General features: G+C 73.1%; 17 protein-coding genes. 12 read left to right on the forward strand and 5 right to left on the reverse strand.

Annotated elements, in window-relative coordinates; all coding sequences use genetic code 11:
• Positions 1–55: 55 nt before the first annotated feature.
• Complete coding sequence (locus FHR78_RS13850) at positions 56–595, forward strand: adenine phosphoribosyltransferase (RefSeq protein WP_166761104.1); 540 nt, start codon at positions 56–58, stop codon at positions 593–595.
• 17 nt (positions 596–612) lie between these two features.
• Here FHR78_RS13850 and FHR78_RS13855 read toward each other — a convergent pair whose 3' ends face one another.
• Positions 613–1356, reverse strand: coding sequence for a M50 family metallopeptidase (locus tag FHR78_RS13855; protein WP_166761105.1), 744 nt, complete (start codon positions 1354–1356; stop codon positions 613–615).
• A 118-nt stretch (positions 1357–1474) separates the two neighbouring features.
• Here FHR78_RS13855 and FHR78_RS13860 point away from each other — a divergent pair, with 118 nt between their 5' ends.
• The gene (locus tag FHR78_RS13860) at positions 1475–1933 is read left to right on the forward strand and encodes a VanZ family protein (RefSeq protein WP_166761106.1); all 459 of its coding nucleotides are present in this window, start codon (positions 1475–1477) and stop codon (positions 1931–1933) included.
• Positions 1934–2043: 110 nt separating this feature from the next.
• Positions 2044–2313, forward strand: a complete 270-nt coding sequence (gene rpsO, locus FHR78_RS13865; RefSeq protein ID WP_056262814.1) for a 30S ribosomal protein S15 — start codon at positions 2044–2046, stop codon at positions 2311–2313.
• Positions 2314–2403: 90 nt separating this feature from the next.
• Here the strand turns inward: rpsO and FHR78_RS15295 are convergent, their stop codons facing one another.
• Positions 2404–3651 (reverse strand): coiled-coil domain-containing protein, encoded by a 1248-nt coding sequence (locus tag FHR78_RS15295; RefSeq protein ID WP_243862573.1) that lies wholly within the window; start codon positions 3649–3651, stop codon positions 2404–2406.
• A gap of 339 nt (positions 3652–3990) precedes the next feature.
• Between FHR78_RS15295 and FHR78_RS13875 the strand changes: the two genes are divergently transcribed.
• Positions 3991–6264 (forward strand): polyribonucleotide nucleotidyltransferase, encoded by a 2274-nt coding sequence (locus FHR78_RS13875; protein ID WP_166761107.1) that lies wholly within the window; start codon positions 3991–3993, stop codon positions 6262–6264.
• A 274-nt stretch (positions 6265–6538) separates the two neighbouring features.
• Positions 6539–7576 (forward strand): aldo/keto reductase, encoded by a 1038-nt coding sequence (locus FHR78_RS13880; RefSeq protein WP_347878221.1) that lies wholly within the window; start codon positions 6539–6541, stop codon positions 7574–7576.
• A gap of 96 nt (positions 7577–7672) precedes the next feature.
• On the opposite strand, the gene FHR78_RS13885 is transcribed toward FHR78_RS13880, so the two are convergent.
• The gene (locus FHR78_RS13885) at positions 7673–8287 is read right to left on the reverse strand and encodes a TetR family transcriptional regulator (protein WP_166761108.1); all 615 of its coding nucleotides are present in this window, start codon (positions 8285–8287) and stop codon (positions 7673–7675) included.
• A 243-nt stretch (positions 8288–8530) separates the two neighbouring features.
• Here FHR78_RS13885 and FHR78_RS13890 point away from each other — a divergent pair, with 243 nt between their 5' ends.
• Positions 8531–9889, forward strand: coding sequence for a M16 family metallopeptidase (locus FHR78_RS13890; protein ID WP_166761109.1), 1359 nt, complete (start codon positions 8531–8533; stop codon positions 9887–9889).
• A 14-nt stretch (positions 9890–9903) separates the two neighbouring features.
• Complete coding sequence (locus tag FHR78_RS13895) at positions 9904–10506, forward strand: histidine phosphatase family protein (protein ID WP_166761110.1); 603 nt, start codon at positions 9904–9906, stop codon at positions 10504–10506.
• Here FHR78_RS13895 and FHR78_RS13900 read toward each other — a convergent pair.
• Positions 10503–11030 (reverse strand): GNAT family N-acetyltransferase, encoded by a 528-nt coding sequence (locus FHR78_RS13900; protein ID WP_166761111.1) that lies wholly within the window; start codon positions 11028–11030, stop codon positions 10503–10505. The two genes, FHR78_RS13895 and FHR78_RS13900, sit on opposite strands and share 4 nt — an antisense overlap.
• A gap of 54 nt (positions 11031–11084) precedes the next feature.
• Here FHR78_RS13900 and dapB point away from each other — a divergent pair, with 54 nt between their 5' ends.
• Positions 11085–11816 carry a 4-hydroxy-tetrahydrodipicolinate reductase gene (dapB, locus tag FHR78_RS13905; protein ID WP_166761112.1) on the forward strand — a complete coding sequence of 244 codons (732 nt, stop codon included), beginning with the start codon at positions 11085–11087 and terminating at the stop codon, positions 11814–11816.
• On the forward strand, positions 11816–12262 hold the full coding sequence (locus tag FHR78_RS13910) for a tetratricopeptide repeat protein (protein ID WP_166761113.1): 447 nt from the start codon (positions 11816–11818) through the stop codon (positions 12260–12262). Before dapB ends, FHR78_RS13910 begins: the two co-directional genes overlap by 1 nt.
• A gap of 79 nt (positions 12263–12341) precedes the next feature.
• On the opposite strand, the gene FHR78_RS13915 is transcribed toward FHR78_RS13910, so the two are convergent.
• A complete protein-coding gene (locus FHR78_RS13915) occupies positions 12342–13244 on the reverse strand; it encodes a TIGR01777 family oxidoreductase (RefSeq protein WP_166761114.1) in 903 nt (300 codons plus the stop codon).
• Positions 13245–13390: 146 nt separating this feature from the next.
• On the opposite strand from FHR78_RS13915, the gene thyX reads away from it, so the two are divergent.
• The 3 genes from thyX (at position 13391) to FHR78_RS13930 (ending at position 16937) form a co-directional block, all read left to right on the forward strand.
• Complete coding sequence (gene thyX, locus FHR78_RS13920) at positions 13391–14173, forward strand: FAD-dependent thymidylate synthase (RefSeq protein ID WP_347878222.1); 783 nt, start codon at positions 13391–13393, stop codon at positions 14171–14173.
• Positions 14174–14214: 41 nt separating this feature from the next.
• Entirely contained in the window at positions 14215–15192 is a 978-nt protein-coding gene (gene dapA, locus FHR78_RS13925; protein ID WP_166761115.1) for a 4-hydroxy-tetrahydrodipicolinate synthase, read from the forward strand.
• Between the two features lie 68 nt (positions 15193–15260).
• On the forward strand, positions 15261–16937 hold the full coding sequence (locus FHR78_RS13930) for a ribonuclease J (protein WP_166761116.1): 1677 nt from the start codon (positions 15261–15263) through the stop codon (positions 16935–16937).
• The last annotated feature ends 50 nt before the right edge of the window (positions 16938–16987 follow it).

The following is a 16987-nucleotide window of genomic DNA, read 5'->3' on the forward strand; positions in this document are numbered from 1 at the left end:
GCGGCCGCGGCTCCCGCGTCCGCTCCCGCCCGCCGGAGCCGGTAGCGTCGACCGGATGACCGCCTCCGACGCCTCCGCCCTCGTCGACCGCCTGATCGCCGTCGTCCCCGACTTCCCCGTGCCGGGCATCCTGTTCCGCGACGTGACGCCGCTCTTCTCCGACGCCGACGCGTTCGCCACCGTGACCGCGGCCCTCTCCGAGCCCTTCGACGGCTCGTTCGCGGCGGTGGCCGGCATCGAGGCCCGCGGCTTCGCCCTCGCGGGCGGCATCGCGATCGAGCAGGGCGTGGGCGTGCTCACGGTCCGCAAGGCCGGCAAGCTCCCGGGCGAGGTCCTCAGCGAGAGCTACGCCCTCGAGTACGGCGAGGCCACCCTCGAGCTGCGCCCGAGCCAGCTGCCGGCCGGCACCCGCGTGCTCGTCGTCGACGACGTCCTCGCGACCGGCGGCACGGCCGAGGCCACCGTGACGCTGCTCGAGCGCGCCGGCTACGAGGTCGTCGGCATCGCGGTCCTGCTCGAGCTCGAGGGCCTGCCCGGCCGGGAGCGGCTCGCGTCGCGCCTCCCCGTGCACGCCCTCGGCACCGCGCCCGCCTAGGGCGCGCCGGCCTCGGCCTAAGGCGCGAGCCACCCCGGGAACACGAGCAGCGACGAGCCGACGAGGCAGGCGGCCGCGACCGCCACGAAGACGCCCACCCAGACGACGCCGGGCACGTGCGTCTGGCTCGCGAGCTGGTCGGCGTCCGACTCGGTGCGGGCCCCGTGCCGCGCGGCCCGGCGTCGGCTCGACTGCAGCTCGAGGGAGGCGCGGAGGGCGCCCAGCCCGAGCACGCTGACCAGCACCAGCCCGAACACCTGCTGCCACTCGACGGGCGCGAGCCAGGTGACGCCCGCGACGAGGGCGCCGCCGACGAGCACGACCCAGAGGCCGAACCAGTTGCGGATCTGCACGAGCATGAGGGCGAGCAGCAGCAGCAGGGCCCAGAGCAGCCCGGCGGCGAAGCCCGCGCCGAGCAGCCAGGCGGCCCCGAGCGACGCCAGCGCCGGGGCGGTGTAGCCCGCCAGCAACGTGAGCACCATGCCGGGCCCGGTGCGCGGGCCACGAGAGACCGTCAGCCCCGACGTGTCGGAGTGCAGGCGGATGCCCGACAGCCGTCGGCCCGTCACGACCGCGGCGAGCCCGTGGCCGCCCTCGTGCACGACGGTCACCGCGTGCCGCACCGTGTGCCAGGTGCCGGGCAGCAGCACGAGCGCGGCGCCGGCCGCGACGGCGAGCGCGGTCCACGACGGGGGCAGCGGGTCCGCGCGCTGCACGACCCGGGCCCAGAGCGCGGCCAGGGAGGCGGTGGTCTCGTCCATCCCGCCAGCCTAGGAGGCGCCTCCCGCCCTCCCTCCCCGGGGTCGACCTGGTCCGCCTCGAGGATGGTCCTCGGGGCGGGAGGGGGTCCTCCGAGGCCGCGTGCCCCACCATGGGTGCATGCGCCGTGCCGTCCTGCTCCTCCTCACCCTCGCCTACCTCGCCCTCGTCGGCTGGATGACGCTGCGGCCCGAGGTCTACGGCGAGCGGACGAGCAACCTGCTCTGGCGGGCCCTCGGCTTCTTCTCGCGACACGACGAGACGGCCTGGATCACCTTCGACCGGGTCGAGTTCACGTCGAACGTGATCATGTTCCTGCCGATGGGCGCCCTCGTGGTCCTGCTGCTGCCCCGCCGGTTCTGGTGGCTCGGCGTCGTCGTGGGCTTCGCCGCCTCGTGGGGCATCGAGTCGTACCAGAGCTCCTACCTCGACGGGCGGGTCAGCGACGTGCGCGACCTGGTGTCGAACACGCTCGGCGCGACCGTGGGGGCGGCGTTCACGGCCCTCCTGCTGCCCCGGCGCAGGCGTGGTCGTGGGCGCAGGTCGCCGCAGGCGGGTCGTGCCCGCGTCGCCTCCTGAGGCGACCCGTCTGGTAAGCTCGCCAGGTTGCCGTCTGAACGGCCGCGGAACAAGAGAGCTCGCACATCCTGTGACGGGCGCCGCGCAACGAAGCAGAGAGGGGATCCTGAATGGCACTCGCACCTGACGTCAAGACCCGGATCATCGAAGAATACGCGACCCACCCCGGCGACACCGGATCCCCCGAGGTCCAGATCGCCGTGATGACGCAGCGCATCCTCGACCTGACCGAGCACCTCAAAGAGCACAAGCACGACCACCACTCGCGTCGTGGCCTGCTGCTCCTCGTCGGCCAGCGCCGTCGTCTCCTGGGCTACCTGTCCAAGGTCGACATCGAGCGCTACCGCACGCTGATCGGTCGCCTCGGCCTGCGTCGCTAGTCGACCTCCGAGTCACGACTCCGGCCCCCGTCCTGCTCTGCAGGGCGGGGGCCGTCCTCGTCCCGGCGGCCTCCCGGCGGGGGAGCCGGCTCAGTACCAGCCGTTCCTGACCCAGAAGCCCCACGCCCCGCAGGGCGACCCGTAGCGCGTCGAGACGTAGCTGAGGCCCCAGTCGACCTGGGTGCGGTAGCTCGTCCGCCAGTCCAGCCCGGCCGAGGCGAGGGCCGTCGCCGGGTAGGCCTGCGGGATGCCGTACGCGCCGCTCGACGGGTTCGTGGCGGTCGTCCGCCAGCCCGACTCCTTGTTCCAGAGCTGCACGAGGCAGGCGTACTCGGCCCCGGTACCGATCCGCGACGCCGCGTAGGCCTTGGCTCCCGCGGGGTCGTTCACCGCGACCGGCGCCGGCGACGGCGTCGGCGCAGGCGCGACCGGGGCAGGTGCCGGGGCGACCGGGGCGGGCGCGACCGGTGCCGGAGCGGCAGGTGCAGGTGCCGGAGCAGCAGGTGCCGGGGCCGCCGGAGCGGCGCCGCCGCCCGAGTCCGCCGCCCGGTCGGACGCCGCCGCGTCGGCCAGCTCGGTGCTCGCCTGCACCGCCGCGTCGCGTCGCGTAGTGCGTTCGGCCTCGGCGGTGCTCTGGCGCAGGGCGGCCAGCTGGGCGTAGAGATCGTCCGTGCGGGTGGTCGCCGACGCGACCGCCTGGTCGGCCGCGGCCTGTGCCGAGGAGGCGACCGACGCCTCCTGCGCCGCCTCCGTCGCGAGGCGCTCGCGTTCCGCCCGGGCGGCGTCCGACTGGTCGCGGAGCGCCGCGAGCTCGTTGCTGCTCGCCGTCGCGTCGGCGAGGACCACCTTCCAGCGGGTGCCGAGCTGGGTGAGCGTGCCCAGCTGCCGCAGGACGTCGTCGGGGCGGTCGGAGCCCAGCAGCACGCTGGTCGTCGAGGTCCCGTCGCCGGCGCGGGCCAGGTGGGCCGCCAGCTGGCCTGCCTGCTCGTGGGCCGCCTCCTCGGCGTCGGCGGCCTCGGCCGCCCGGGAGTCGAGCTGGTCGGAACGGGCCGCGGCGGCGGCCAGGGCGTCGGCGGCGCGCGTGCTGGCGGCGTCGGCCGTCACGGCCTCCTCGCTCGCGTCGGCGGCCGTCGCCTCGGCCTCGTCGAGGGAGGCGAGCACGGCGTCGATCTGCTGCTGCACCGAGGCGGCGTCGCCCGGGGCCGGGGGAGCGGCGCCCGCCGGCGTCGCGAGGGGCAGCACGAGAGCGGCGGCGGCCAGGGCGACGACGACGGCGGTCGCGGCCCGCGGGCGCCCGACGCGCACCTCGGCGGGACGGGGACGTCGGACGGCGCGCATGCTCCGACCCTAGCCGGGGCGGCCGCCGCGGGAGCCGCCCCGTGCGGTGCGGCTCCCGGGGGCGTCGGGGGCCGGGTGCTAGGATCGCGCTCGGAGCAGGCCGGTACGGCTGCTGGTCGCCGGTGGTGACAGGCGGAACGCCCCGACCGGTGCACGAGGCAGGGCCTCGCGCAGCCGGTCCGGAACGCGTCCGACCGTTTCTTCCGCTGACCAGACGTGCCACCGCCTCCGTCGCGTTGCCGCACGTGCATGTCCCCATGCCGTCCTCGCCGCCCGCTCCCGATGCACATCGATGCCCACACGGGGTGTCGATGCAAAACAAAGAGGAGTAGCCCCCACATGGAGGGTCCAGAGATCAAGTTCGGCGAAGCCGTCCTCGACAACGGCAAGTACGGCAAGCGCACCATCCGATTCGAGACCGGTCGTCTCGCCCAGCAGGCTCAGGGAGCCGTCGCTGCGTACCTCGACGAGGACACCATGCTCCTCTCGGCCACCAGCGCGAGCAAGAAGCCGAAGGACAACTTCGACTTCTTCCCGCTGACCATCGACGTCGAGGAGCGCTCGTACGCCGCGGGCAAGATCCCCGGCTCGTTCTTCCGTCGCGAGGGCCGCCCCTCCACCGAGGCCATCCTCGTCTGCCGTCTCATCGACCGGCCGCTGCGCCCCTCGTTCGTCGAGGGCCTCCGCAACGAGGTGCAGGTCGTCATCACGGTGCTGAGCATCGCCCCCGACGAGTTCTACGACGCCCTGGCCATCAACGCGGCCAGCGCCTCGACGCAGATCTCCGGCCTGCCCTTCTCCGGCCCGATCGCCGGCGTGCGCCTGGCGCTCATCGGCGACCAGTGGGTCGCGTTCCCCAAGGCCTCGCAGCTCGAGGAGGCCGTCTTCGACCTCACCGTCGCCGGCCGTGTCGTCACCGACGCCGCGGGCAACGAGGACGTCGCGATCATGATGGTCGAGGCCGAGGCCACCGAGCACGCCTGGGGCCTCATCCAGGGCGGCGCCACGAAGCCCGACGAGGCCGTCGTGGCCCAGGGCCTCGAGGCCGCCAAGCCGTTCCTGAAGCAGCTCGTCGACGCCCAGTCGGCCATGGCCGCTCAGGCCTTCAAGGAGATCGCCGACTACCCGGTGTTCCTGCCCTACACGGACGAGGTCCTCGCGGCCGTCACCGACGCCGCCGGCAGCGAGCTCGCCGAGGTCTACAAGATCGCCGGCAAGATCGAGCGCCAGGACGCCGACGACGTGCTCAAGGCCAAGGTCAAGGACGCCGTCTCGGCGAAGGTCGACGCGGGCGAGCTGCCCGCCGAGGCCCTCGGCCAGGTCAGCGCGGCCTACAAGACCGCCACGAAGAAGGTCGTCCGCGACCGCATCCTCACCGAGCAGGTCCGCATGGACGGTCGCGGCCTCGCCGACATCCGTCCGCTCGACGCCGAGGTGCAGGTCATCCCGCGCGTCCACGGCTCCGCCATCTTCCAGCGCGGCGAGACCCAGATCATGGGCGTCACCACGCTGAACATGCTCAAGATGGAGCAGCAGATCGACTCGCTGAGCCCGGTCACCAAGAAGCGCTACCTGCACCACTACAACTTCCCGCCCTACTCGACCGGCGAGACCGGTCGCGTCGGGTCGCCGAAGCGTCGCGAGATCGGGCACGGCTTCCTCGCCGAGCGCGCCCTCGTGCCGGTGCTGCCGTCGCGTGACGAGTTCCCCTACGCCATCCGTCAGGTGTCCGAGGCCCTCGGCTCCAACGGCTCGACGTCGATGGGCTCCGTCTGCGCCTCGACCCTGTCGCTGCTCAACGCCGGCGTGCCGCTGCGCGCCCCGGTGGCCGGCATCGCCATGGGCCTCGTGTCCGACGAGGTCGACGGCCAGACGCGCTACGCGGCCCTGACCGACATCCTCGGCGCCGAGGACGCCCTCGGCGACATGGACTTCAAGGTCGCCGGCACGTCCGAGTTCGTCACGGCCATCCAGCTCGACACGAAGCTCGACGGTCTCCCGACCGCCGTCCTCGACGCGGCGCTGAAGCAGGCCAAGGAGGCGCGCACCGCCATCCTGAGCGTGCTCAACTCGGCCATCGACGCCCCCGACGAGATGGCCCCGACCGCGCCCCGCGTGATCTCGGTCCAGATCCCGCAGGACAAGATCGGCGAGCTGATCGGCCCGAAGGGCAAGACGATCAACGCGATCCAGGACGAGACCGGCGCCGACATCTCCATCGAGGAGGACGGCACCGTCTACATCGGCGCCGTCGACGGTCCGTCGGCCGAGGCCGCCCGTGCCCAGGTCAACGCCATCGCGAACCCGACCAACCCCGAGATCGGCGAGCAGTTCCTCGGCACGGTCGTCAAGATCGCGTCCTTCGGCGCCTTCGTGTCGCTCCTCCCGGGCAAGGACGGCCTGCTGCACATCAGCGAGGTCCGCAAGCTGGCCGGCGGCAAGCGCGTCGAGAACGTCGAGGACGTCCTCGGCGTGGGCCAGAAGATCCTCGTCGAGATCACGAAGATCGACGACCGCGGCAAGCTGTCGCTGGCGCCCGTCGTCGCCGACGAGTCGGACACCGACTCGAGCGGTGCCACGGAGCAGTCGAACGACGAGTCCGTCGAGGTCTAGTCCCCGACGACCCGCCACGCGGAGCGCCCGTCCCGACCACGTCGGGGCGGGCGCTCCGTCGTCGGGGAGCCCCCGAACTCGGGGCGTCGGATCGCGTAACGATCGGGTGCGGCGACGAGCGCCGGACCACGGCAGCACGTACGCTGGGAGCAGGAGCACGGACCACGCTCCCCGGCCATCTCAGGCGGCACATCGAGGTGGTCGTCCGGCGTACCCGCGAGGCGGCGCCGGCACCACGATCCCCGCACGACGCCACGACCACGAAGGGCACGGAGTGACGAACACGTCGGCGCGCAGCTCGGCTGCCGCCACGCCCGCTGCTCCTCTCGTCGCGTCGAGGGCGGCCGAGACCGTCAGCGACGCGACCGTCCCCGTCGACCTCGGCGTGATCCAGCCGCGCCGCCGCCTCGGCGTCTCCGACCTCCGGGTGTTCCCGGTCGCGCTCGGGGGGAACGTCTTCGGCTGGACGGCCGACCAGACCCAGACCATGTCCGTGCTCGACGCGTACTTCGACCACGGCGGCAACTTCGTCGACACGGCCGACAGCTACGCCGGCGGGCGCAGCGAGGTGATGATCGGGTCCTGGATGCGGTCGCGACGCTCCCGTGACGACGTCGTGGTGGCGACCAAGGTCGGCAAGGGCGCCGACGCGCCCGGTCTGTCCCCGCGGTCCGTCGAGCGCGCGGTCGAGGCGTCGCTCGAGCGCCTCGGGACCGACCGCATCGACCTCCTGTACCTGCACGTCGACGACACCGAGGTCGCCTTCGAGCGCACCCTGCTGGCCGTCGACAACCTCATCACCGCGGGCAAGGTCCGCTGGTTCGGCGGCTCGCACCACTCCGGCAACCGCCTCTACGAGGCGCGCATCGCCGCGGGCATGCTCGGCGTGGCCCCCATGGTCGCCCTGCAGAACCAGTACAGCCTCATGCACCGTGGCGAGTACGAGAAGGGGCTGTCACGGGTCGCGGCCCAGCTCCGCCTGGGCGTCATGCCCCGCTTCGCCCTCGCCGGGGGCTTCCTCACCGGCAAGTACCGGTCCCGGGCGGACTTCGCCGGCGCCAGCCGTGGCCGCGGGGTCTCGGGCTACCTGACGAAGAAGGGCCTGCGGGTGCTGCACGAGCTCGACCGCGTCGCCGCCGCCCACGAGGTCTCGACCGCCGCCGTCGCCCTGGCGTGGCTGCTCGCCAAGCCCCACGTCGTCGCGCCCGTGGCGAGTGCCACGAGCGCGGCCCAGGTCGTCGAGCTGGCGCAGGCGGCGACGGTGAAGCTCACGCGCACGCAGGTGCTCGAGCTCGACCGGGTCTCGGCTTAGGTCGAGAGCGTCCCCGGGCGAGGCCGCGAGCAGGCTCTCTCGAGCCAGGCCGCGAGCGAGCGCCCTCGGACCAGGCCGCGAGCGAGCGCTCTCGGGCTAGGCCGCGAGCAGGCGCTCGGCGGTGCGGCGCAGTGCTGCCGACGCCGCGATGGCGTCGCCGCAGTAGGCGCCGACGAGGGCGCCGTCGAAGGCGAGGAGGAAGTCGTCCGCGGCGTCGCCGGGCATGGGGCTGCCCGCGTCCTTGAAGAGGTCGACCAGGGTGTCGGTCAGCCATTCCTGGTGCTCGGAGACCGCGGCACGGACCGGGTGGGTCGGGTCGCTGAACTCGGCGGCGGCGTTGGCGAAGGCCGAGCCGCGGAAGCGCGGGGACTGCAGCTGGGCGACGGTGCCGTCGACGAAGGCGAGGACGGCGGCGCGGCCGCCTCCCGTGGAGGCGACGAGCGCCTCCATCTCGGTCACCGCCCGGTCGTGGCGGATGCCCAGGTACTCGAGCACGAGGGTGTCCTTGGCGCCGAAGTGCTTGTAGAACGTGGCCTTCGTCACGGACGCCTCGGCGATGAGCCGGTCGACGCCGACCACGCGGATGCCCTCGTCGTAGAAGAGCCGGTCGGCGGTGGTGAGGACGCGGGCGCGGGCGCCGGGCGTCGTCTGGTCGGCGCGGGGCCGCCCCGGGAGACGCTGGACGGCCGGAGGGGGGGAATCGACCGTCACAGCGTGGCTCCTCGAGGCATATCGGCTTGGAGCGACGCGGGGGGACGACCGCTCCGGACCGCCGGATGACCTCCGACCAGCCACCGGCGCAGGATCAGGGGGGTGTCCCGACGCCGGTGCACCGATCGTATCACCGTGGAGGACAGACTGAACCGTCTGTTTGTCCTCCTGGCACGACCCCAGTTCGGGTGCCACGACCCGTGGCCGGGTCGCCCGCAGGTGCGGTCCCGTAGGCTCGACGCGATGAACGGCCCGGTCTCCCTCCCACTCGACTCGGTCGAGCTCTCCTTCCGCGCGACCGGCGACGCCCTGGTGCGTCGCACGGTGTCCCCGACGGGCGTCCGCGTCCTCACCGAGCAGATGCCGGGGGCCCGCAGCGCCACCGTCGGGTTCTGGGTCGCCGTCGGGTCGCGCGACGAGCGCGAGGGCGAGCGCGGCTCGACGCACTTCCTCGAGCACCTGCTCTTCAAGGGCACCCCGACGCGGTCCGCGCTCGACATCGCCGTGGCCTTCGAGTCCGTCGGCGGCGAGCACAACGCGGCCACCGCCAAGGAGTACACCTGCTACTACGCCCGGGTGCGCGACGTCGACCTGGACGACGCGGTCGACGTCCTGGCCGACATGGTCACCTCGTCCGTGCTCGAGCCCGGCGAGTTCGAGACCGAGCGCGGGGTCATCCTCGAAGAGCTGGCGATGGCCGACGACGACCCTGCCGACGTCGCGGGCGAGCGGCTCTTCGAGTCGGTCTTCGGCGACCACCCCCTCGGCCGCCCGATCGGCGGTTCGCCCGACAGCATCCGCGGGGCGGCTCGGGACGACGTCCACGCCCACTACCTCGCCAACTACCGGCCCCGCGACCTCGTCGTGACGATCGCCGGGGCCGTCGACCACGACCGCGCCGTCGAGCGGCTCGAGCAGGCCCTCGCCCGCTCGACGTGGTCGACCGAGCCCTCCGCCCCGGTCGCCCGGCGCTCGACCGAGCTCGTCGTGCCGACGCCGAGCCGCCCGACCACGGTGCTGCGGCGCCCGCTCGAGCAGGCGACCGTGCTGCTCGGCATGCCGGGGATCTCGGTCGTCGACGACCGCCGTCCGGCCCTGGCCGTCCTCAACTCGGTGCTGGGAGGCGGCATGTCGTCCCGCCTCTTCCAGGAGATCCGCGAGCGGCGCGGTCTCGCGTACTCGGTCTACTCGTTCGCCCCGAGCTACTCCGACGCGGGCCTCTTCGGGCTGTACGCGGGCTGCACGCCGAGCAACGTCGGCGTCGTCGGCCAGCTCATGCTCGACGAGCTCGACCGCGTCGCCGACGAGGGCATCACCGAGCTCGAGCGCGAGCGTGCCCTGGGGCAGCTCGGCGGCGCGGCCGCCCTCGCCCTCGAGGACAGCGACGCGCGGATGAACCGGCTCGGCAGGGCCGAGCTGTCGGTCGGCGAGTTCGTCGACCTCGACGCCTCCCTGGCGCGGCTCGAGCGGGTGCAGCTCGACGACGTGCGCGACCTCGCGCGGTCGCTCCGGTCCGGGCCGCAGTCCGTCGTCGTCGTGGGCGACGTCGACGAGTCCTCCTTCACGGCACCGACGACGACGTCGGCGCCGGTCACCTCATGAGTCAGGAGACGACGGTGTCCCACTACCTGTACCTGGTCAGGCACGGCGAGCAACAGGACGCCGAGCACGGGCTGCCCGACGGGCCGCTGTCCGAGCGCGGCAAGCGGCAGGCCCGGCTCCTCGCCGAGCGCCTGGGCGGCGTGCCGTTCTCGGCGGCCTGGCACTCCCCGCTCGAGCGCGCCGCCGAGACCGCACGCATCATGACCGAGCGGCTGCCGGCGCTCGAGTCGCAGCCCTCGACGCTGCTCTTCGACTGCGTGCCCTCGGGGCCGACGGCCGACATGCCCGCCGCGTACAAGCCGTTCTTCGGCGGCGTGACGGACGACGAGGTCGAGGCAGGGCAGGCGCAGATGGCGGACGCGGTGTCCGAGTGGCTCACGCCCTCCCGCGAGGACCGTCACGACCTGCTCATCACCCACAACTTCGTGATCGGCTGGTTCGTGCGCGAGGTGTTCGGCGCCCCCGACTGGCGGTGGATGGGCGTCAACCAGGCCAACGCCGGGCTCACCATCATCCGGGTCCGCTCGGCGAAGCCGCCGGAGCTCGTCACCCACAACGACCTCGGGCACCTCCCCGTCGAGCTGCGCACGGGCCTGCCGGTCGAGCAGCCGATCTAGCCCCTCGTCACCGGCTTGGCGAACCAGGTCGTGGCGTTCGGGTTGTCGTTGTACGGCTCGACCTCCTCGTAGCCGGTCGACCGGTAGAGGGCGCCGGCGGCGACGAGGCTGTCGTTGGTGTCCAGCACGACGAGGTCGGCGCCGAGGTCCGCGGCGATCCGCTCCAGCTCGGCCATGAGGGCGCGGCCGAGCCCGGTGCCTCGGCCCTCCGGGCGCACGAAGACGTGCTTGACCTCGTACCGCACCCGGCCGTCGGCGGCGGGCTCGATGCGTCGCACGCCGCCGCAGGCGAGCGCCCGCGTGGCTCCGTCGCCCGGGATCGCGTCGGCCTCAGCGTTGGCCTCGGCCTCGGCCTCGGCGACGAGGAACGTGCCGGCCGGGGGAGTGAACGTCGCGTCGGCGGGCGACGCGGTGCGGTAGCTGCCCTTGCCCGACGGGAACGTGGCGCTCCGCTCGGCGAAGTACGCCTCGAGCAGCTCGGCGGCGAGGGGGGACGACACGGGGACGGCACGGAACCGGGGCATGCGCCCATGCTAGGTCGGGGCGGCGTCCCGGCGGCGCCGGGTAGGTTGGACGCCATGACCTCCCTGATCGCCGTCGTCGGTGCGACGGGCACCCTGGGCTCGTTCGTCGTCGACCTCGTCCGGCGCACGCCCGGGCTCGAGCTGCACGCGGGCCTGTCGTCCCGCGACGACCTCGACGACGTGCGCGGCGCCGACCTCGTCGTCGACGTGACCCACCCCGCCGTCAGCCCCGGCATCGTCGAGCACGTCGTCCGGGCGGGCCTGCCGGTGCTGGTCGGCACGTCGGGCTGGAGCGCCGAGCGTGTCTCCAAGCTGCGCACGGTGGTGGCCGACGTCGACGGCCCCGGCGTCCTGGTCGTCCCCAACTTCTCGCTCGGCTCCGTGCTCGCCACGCGGTTCGCGACGACGGCCGCGCGGTTCTACGAGAGCGTCGAGATCGTCGAGGCGCACCACCAGGGCAAGGTCGACTCGCCGTCCGGCACCGCCGTCCGCACCGCCGAACTGATCGCCGAGGCGCGACGCGACCTGGGCCCGGTCTCCGCCCCGTCCTCCGACCAGCGCGCCCGCGGCCAGCAGGTCGCGAGCGTCCCCGTGCACAGCATGCGCCTGCGCGGCGTGGTGGCGAAGCAGGAGGTCGTCTTCGGCGGCGAGGGCGAGACCCTCACCCTGACGCACGACACGCTGTCCCCGCGGGCCTACGAGCAGGGCCTGCTCGTCGCGATGGCGGCTGCTCCCGGCGTCGCCGGCGTCGTCGTCGGGCTCGACGCCGTGCTCCCGCTCGACTGATGAAGGGCCGTACCGCGGCGCTCGTCATGGCGCTGTTCCTCCTCCTCTACGTCGTCCTCGTCGCGCAGCGGGCGTACCTGTTCGTGACGACGGGCGAACCGGTCGCGGTCGTGCTGGGCGTCGCCCTGATCGTCCTGCCCGTGCTCGGCGTCTTCGCCCTGGTCGCCGAGCTGCGCTTCGGCGTCCACACGCAACAGATGGTCCGCGAGCTCGAGGCGGCGGGCGAGCTCCCTCCGGACGAGGTCCCGCGCCGCGCCTCCGGGCGGTACGAGCGCGCCGCGGCCGATGCCGCGTTCTCGCGCTGGGCCCAGGCCGTCGAGGAGGCGCCCGACGACTGGCGCGCCTGGTTCCGGCTGGGCCTCGCCTACGACGCGTGCGGAGACCGCCGCCGGGCACGCCAGGCCGTCCGCAAGGCCGCCCGGATGCGCGGCGGCGCCGCGGCCTGACGGCCTCCGTCCGACCGCGCAGCGGCCCGACGGCCTCGGGTGGACAGGCGAGCCCTTCCCGGGCTCTGCCCCGTCGCCCTCAGAGGGTCGCGGTGAGCGCGTCGACCGCCTGGTCGACCGTGCGGTGGCGGAACTCGAACCCGTCGGCGAGCAGGGCCTCCGGCACGACCTGCTGGCTCGGCAGCAGCATCTCCCGGCCCGCCTCCTGCATCGCCGTGCCGATCACGAACTCGGGCACGGTCAGGGCGTAGGGGCGGCCCAGGTCCTTCGCGAGGCGGCGGGTCAGTGCGTCGCTGGTGGCCGGCGTCGGGCCTGCGAGGTTCACGGGCCCGCGCAGGCTCGACGTGAGCAGGTGCACGATGGCGGCCGCCTCGTCGTAGAGGCTGATCCACGGCCAGAACTGGTCGCCGGTGCCGAGCCGCGAGCCGAGGCCGAGCCGGGTGAGGGGCAGCAGCGGCGCCATGGCTCCGCCGGGGCCGACGACGACCCCGGTGCGCAGGTGCACGACGCGCGTGGCCTCCGGCGCGGCCGCGGTGGCGGCCTCCCAGTCGGCGACGACGTCGCTGAGGAACCCGGTGCCCCGGGCGCTCTGCTCGGTGAGGCGCTCGCCCGGCCGGTCGCCGTAGATGCCGACCGCCGATCCGCTGAGGAACACGGCCGGGGGGTCCTCCGCCCGGGCCGTGCCGTGCGCGAGGGTCGCGGTGGCGGACACGCGGGAGTCACGGATCTCCCGCTTGTAGCCGCTCGTCCAGGGCAGGCGACCCAGGGACGCGCCGCTCAGGTTGACGACGGCGTCCGCGCGGTCCAGCAGGGCGGGGTCCACGATCCCCGCCGCGGGCACCCAGGTGGCCTCGCCCGCGTCGCGGGCCTCGCGGCGCACGAGCGCGACGACCGTGTGGCCGGCCGCGACGAGCTGGCGGCGCAGCTCGGTGCCGACGAGGCCGGAGGCCCCGGAGACGAGGACGGTGAGGGAGTCGGTCATGGCCCTGGCTTTCTCGAGGAGGCGGGGCGCGGGGGAGGTGCGCCTCCCCGGGAGCGTAGACGCGCCTCCTGCCGGTCGTCCGGGCGCCCGGCGCGGACGCGTCGAGGGCCCGTCCGGGGTCGGTCGTCGGCGGTAGAGTCGACGCCGTGACTGATGCCGACGCCGTGACCCCCGCCTCCTCGTCTCCCGAGACCGCCGCCGACCCCGTCGAGTTCCGCAGCGACGTCACCGTCGAGCTGGTCCGGTCGAGCGCGCACGACTCCGACGTCCTCTTCGCGGCGAGGGTCTCGACCATGGGCGAGCAGACCCTAGAGGGCGCGCAGGCCTCGGCCGACGGCGCCCAGGCGACCAAGGGCGCCGGGCTCATCAACTACCTGATGCGCGACCGCCACGGCTCGCCGTTCGAGCACAACTCGATGACCTTCTACGTGCAGGCGCCGATCTTCGTGTTCCGCGAGTTCATGCGGCACCGCATGGCCAGCTACAACGAAGAGAGCGGTCGGTACCGCGAGCTCAACCCGGTCTTCTACGTCCCGGCCGCCACCCGCAACCTGCAGCAGGTCGGCAAGCCCGGGGCCTACGACTTCCTGCCCGGCACCGCCGAGCAGAGCGAGCTCGTCCGCGCCGAGACGGAGCGCACCTCCCGAGAGGCGTACGCCGCCTACAAGCGCATGCTCGACGCGGGCATCGCGCGCGAGGTGGCCCGCATCGTCCTGCCCCTGAACATCTACTCGTCGATGTACGTGACCGTGAACGCGCGGTCGCTGATGAACTTCCTGAGCCTCCGCACGAAGCGCGAGGGCACGCACTTCCCGTCGTTCCCGCAGCGCGAGATCGAGATGTGCGCCGAGAAGATGGAGGACATCTGGGCCGAGCTGATGCCGCTGACCTACGCCGCCTTCGGCACGAACGGCCGCGTCGCCCCCTGAGCCGGGCGGGCGGTGCGGGGCGAGCCAGTACGCTGGTCGACGTGTCGAACATCAGCAACCCCTTCGGGCAGGTCCTCGTCGCTCTCGTCACCCCCTTCACCGCCGACGGCGAGGTCGACTGGCCGGCCGTCGAGAAGCACATCGACGACTGCGTGTCGGCAGGTGCCGACGGCATCGTCGTCACGGGCACCACGGGCGAGACCAGCACCCTGACCGACCCCGAGAAGCTGAGGCTCGTCGAGGTCGGCAAGTCGGTGGCGGCGGGCCGGGCCAAGATCATCACCGGCGGCGGCTCGAACGAGACCGCGCACGCGATCCAGCTCTACAAGGCCAGCGAGAAGGCGGGCGCCGACGGCGTCATGATCGTCACGCCCTACTACAACAAGCCCACGCAGGCCGGCGTGCTCACGCACTTCCGCATGATCGCCGACGCGACCGACCTGCCGGTCATCCTGTACGACATCCCCGGGCGCACCGGCATCCCGATCAAGTACGAGACGCTGCTCCGCGCCGCCAAGCACCCCAACATCGTCGCGGTGAAGGACGCCAAGGGCGACTTCGCCGAGGTCAGCCGCGTCATCAACCAGACCGACCTGCTGTACTTCTCCGGCGACGACGCCAACGTCCTGCCGCACCTGTCGATCGGCGCCTCGGGCCTCATCGGGGTCACCGCGAACCTGGTCTCCGCGCCCTACCGCACCATGATCGACGCGGTGAACGCCGGCGACCTGCACACGGCCACCGCCGTGCACCAGATGCTCGAGCCCCTCGTCCGCGCCGTCATGACGCACGTGCCCGGCACGGTGGCGGCGAAGTACATCCTCCACGGCCTCGGCCGCATCTCGAGCCCCCGTGTCCGGCTGCCCCTCGTCGGCCCGGAGGACAGCGAGGCCGCCCTCATCGAGGACGAGCTCTCGCACGTCGGCGACATCCCGGGGCTCGACCTCAGCCGCTTCCGTCCCGACCGCAACGCGGCGGCCGGCGGCGCCCTGCCGAAGGTCCACGGCACCACGCGCTGACCCCGTCGCGCCCCGGCGCACCAGACACGCCCGCGGGGCTCGGGTCCCGCTCCGATCCGAAGGACGAGATGCCCACGACCATCAAGACCCCGCGCACCCTCGACGACGGCACGCTGCGGATCGTCCCCGTCGGCGGCCTCGGCGAGATCGGCCGCAACATGATGATCTACGAGATCGACGGCAAGCTGCTGGTGGTCGACTGCGGCGTGCTCTTCCCCGAAGAGCACCAGCCGGGCGTCGACCTGATCCTCCCCGACTTCTCGCCCCTGCGCGACCGGCTCGACGACGTCCTCGCCGTCGTGCTGACCCACGGCCACGAGGACCACATCGGCGCGGTGCCGTACCTGCTCCGCCTGCGCGCGGACATCCCGCTGATCGGCTCGCAGCTGACGCTCGCCCTCATCGAGGCGAAGCTCAAGGAGCACCGCATCTCCCCGTACACGCTCGCGGTGAAGGAGGGCGGCCGCGAGACGCTCGGCCCGTTCGACCTCGAGTTCGTCGCCGTCAACCACTCCATCCCCGACGCCCTCGCCGTCGCGATCCGCACGTCGGCGGGTCTCGTCCTGCACACGGGCGACTTCAAGATGGACCAGCTGCCGCTCGACGACCGCATCACCGACCTCCGGGCTTTCGCGCGCCTCGGCGAGGAGGGCGTCGACCTGTTCCTGCCCGACTCGACCAACGCCGACGTCCCGGGCTTCACGGCGCCCGAGCGCGACATCGGCCCGGTCCTCGACGACGTCATCCGCCGCGCTCCGCGTCGCGTCGTCGTCGCGAGCTTCTCGAGCCACGTCCACCGCGTGCAGCAGGTGCTCGACGCCGCGCACGCGAACGGTCGGCGGGTGGCCTTCATGGGCCGGTCGATGATCCGCAACATGGGCATCGCGGCCGACCTCGGCTACCTGAGGGTGCCCGAGGGCGTGCTCATCGACGCCAAGAAGGCCAAGGACCTCCCCGACGACCGCATCGTCTACATGAGCACGGGGTCGCAGGGCGAGCCGATGGCCGTCCTCGCGCGCATGGCGAACCTCGAGCACCAGATCGAGATCGGACAGGACGACACGGTCGTCCTCGCGTCGAGCCTCATCCCCGGCAACGAGAACGCCGTCTACCGCGTCATCGACGGCCTGACCAAGCTCGGCGCGCGCGTCGTCCACAAGGGCAACGCCAAGGTGCACGTGTCGGGCCACGCGTCGGCGGGCGAGCTGCTCTACTGCTACAACGTGCTCCGCCCGCGCAACGTCATGCCCGTGCACGGCGAGCACCGCCACCTCTTCGCGAACGCCGCCCTGGCCGAGCTCACGGGCGTGCCCGCCGAGAACACCATCCTCGGCGAGGACGGCGTCGTCGTCGACCTCAAGGACGGCGTCGCCACGGTCGTCGGCCAGCTCGACCTCGGCTACGTGTACGTCGACGGCTCGACCGTGGGCGAGATCACCGACGCCGACCTGAAAGACAGGCGGATCCTCAGCGAGGAGGGCTTCATCTCCGTCTTCGTCGCGGTCGACCCGACCACCGGCCGGGCCGTCGTCGGCCCCGAGATCCAGTCGCGCGGCTTCGCCGAGGACGACCGCGTCTTCGACGACGTGCGCCCCAAGATCGTCGCCGCGCTCCTCGAGGCGGCCGGCAACGGCACGCGCGACACGCACCAGTTCAGCCAGGTGGTCCGCCGCACGGTCGGTCGCTGGGTCGCCACGCAGCACCGCCGCCGCCCCATGATCGTCCCGGTGGTCATCAGCGCCTGACCCCGCCGCACGAGAGGCCTCGGCCGTCGGGAAGTCATCCCGGCGACTGA

Origin of the sequence: Frigoribacterium faeni, assembly GCF_011761235.1 — a bacterium.
GTDB lineage: Bacteria > Actinomycetota > Actinomycetes > Actinomycetales > Microbacteriaceae > Frigoribacterium > Frigoribacterium faeni_A.

What these genes read in the sequence shown, in the direction of transcription:
- FHR78_RS13910 (WP_166761113.1), top strand. Translation starts at nt 11,816, where the DNA reads ATGAAGGGCCGTACCGCGGCGCTCGTCATGGCGCTGTTCCTCCTCCTC.
- rpsO (WP_056262814.1), top strand. Translation starts at nt 2,044, where the DNA reads ATGGCACTCGCACCTGACGTCAAGACCCGGATCATCGAAGAATACGCG.
- FHR78_RS15295 (WP_243862573.1), bottom strand. Translation starts at nt 3,651, where the DNA reads ATGCGCGCCGTCCGACGTCCCCGTCCCGCCGAGGTGCGCGTCGGGCGC.
- FHR78_RS13875 (WP_166761107.1), top strand. Translation starts at nt 3,991, where the DNA reads ATGGAGGGTCCAGAGATCAAGTTCGGCGAAGCCGTCCTCGACAACGGC.
- FHR78_RS13850 (WP_166761104.1), top strand. Translation starts at nt 56, where the DNA reads ATGACCGCCTCCGACGCCTCCGCCCTCGTCGACCGCCTGATCGCCGTC.
- dapB (WP_166761112.1), top strand. Translation starts at nt 11,085, where the DNA reads ATGACCTCCCTGATCGCCGTCGTCGGTGCGACGGGCACCCTGGGCTCG.
- FHR78_RS13900 (WP_166761111.1), bottom strand. Translation starts at nt 11,030, where the DNA reads ATGCCCCGGTTCCGTGCCGTCCCCGTGTCGTCCCCCCTCGCCGCCGAG.
- FHR78_RS13890 (WP_166761109.1), top strand. Translation starts at nt 8,531, where the DNA reads ATGAACGGCCCGGTCTCCCTCCCACTCGACTCGGTCGAGCTCTCCTTC.
- FHR78_RS13915 (WP_166761114.1), bottom strand. Translation starts at nt 13,244, where the DNA reads ATGACCGACTCCCTCACCGTCCTCGTCTCCGGGGCCTCCGGCCTCGTC.
- FHR78_RS13855 (WP_166761105.1), bottom strand. Translation starts at nt 1,356, where the DNA reads ATGGACGAGACCACCGCCTCCCTGGCCGCGCTCTGGGCCCGGGTCGTG.
- FHR78_RS13930 (WP_166761116.1), top strand. Translation starts at nt 15,261, where the DNA reads ATGCCCACGACCATCAAGACCCCGCGCACCCTCGACGACGGCACGCTG.
- FHR78_RS13860 (WP_166761106.1), top strand. Translation starts at nt 1,475, where the DNA reads ATGCGCCGTGCCGTCCTGCTCCTCCTCACCCTCGCCTACCTCGCCCTC.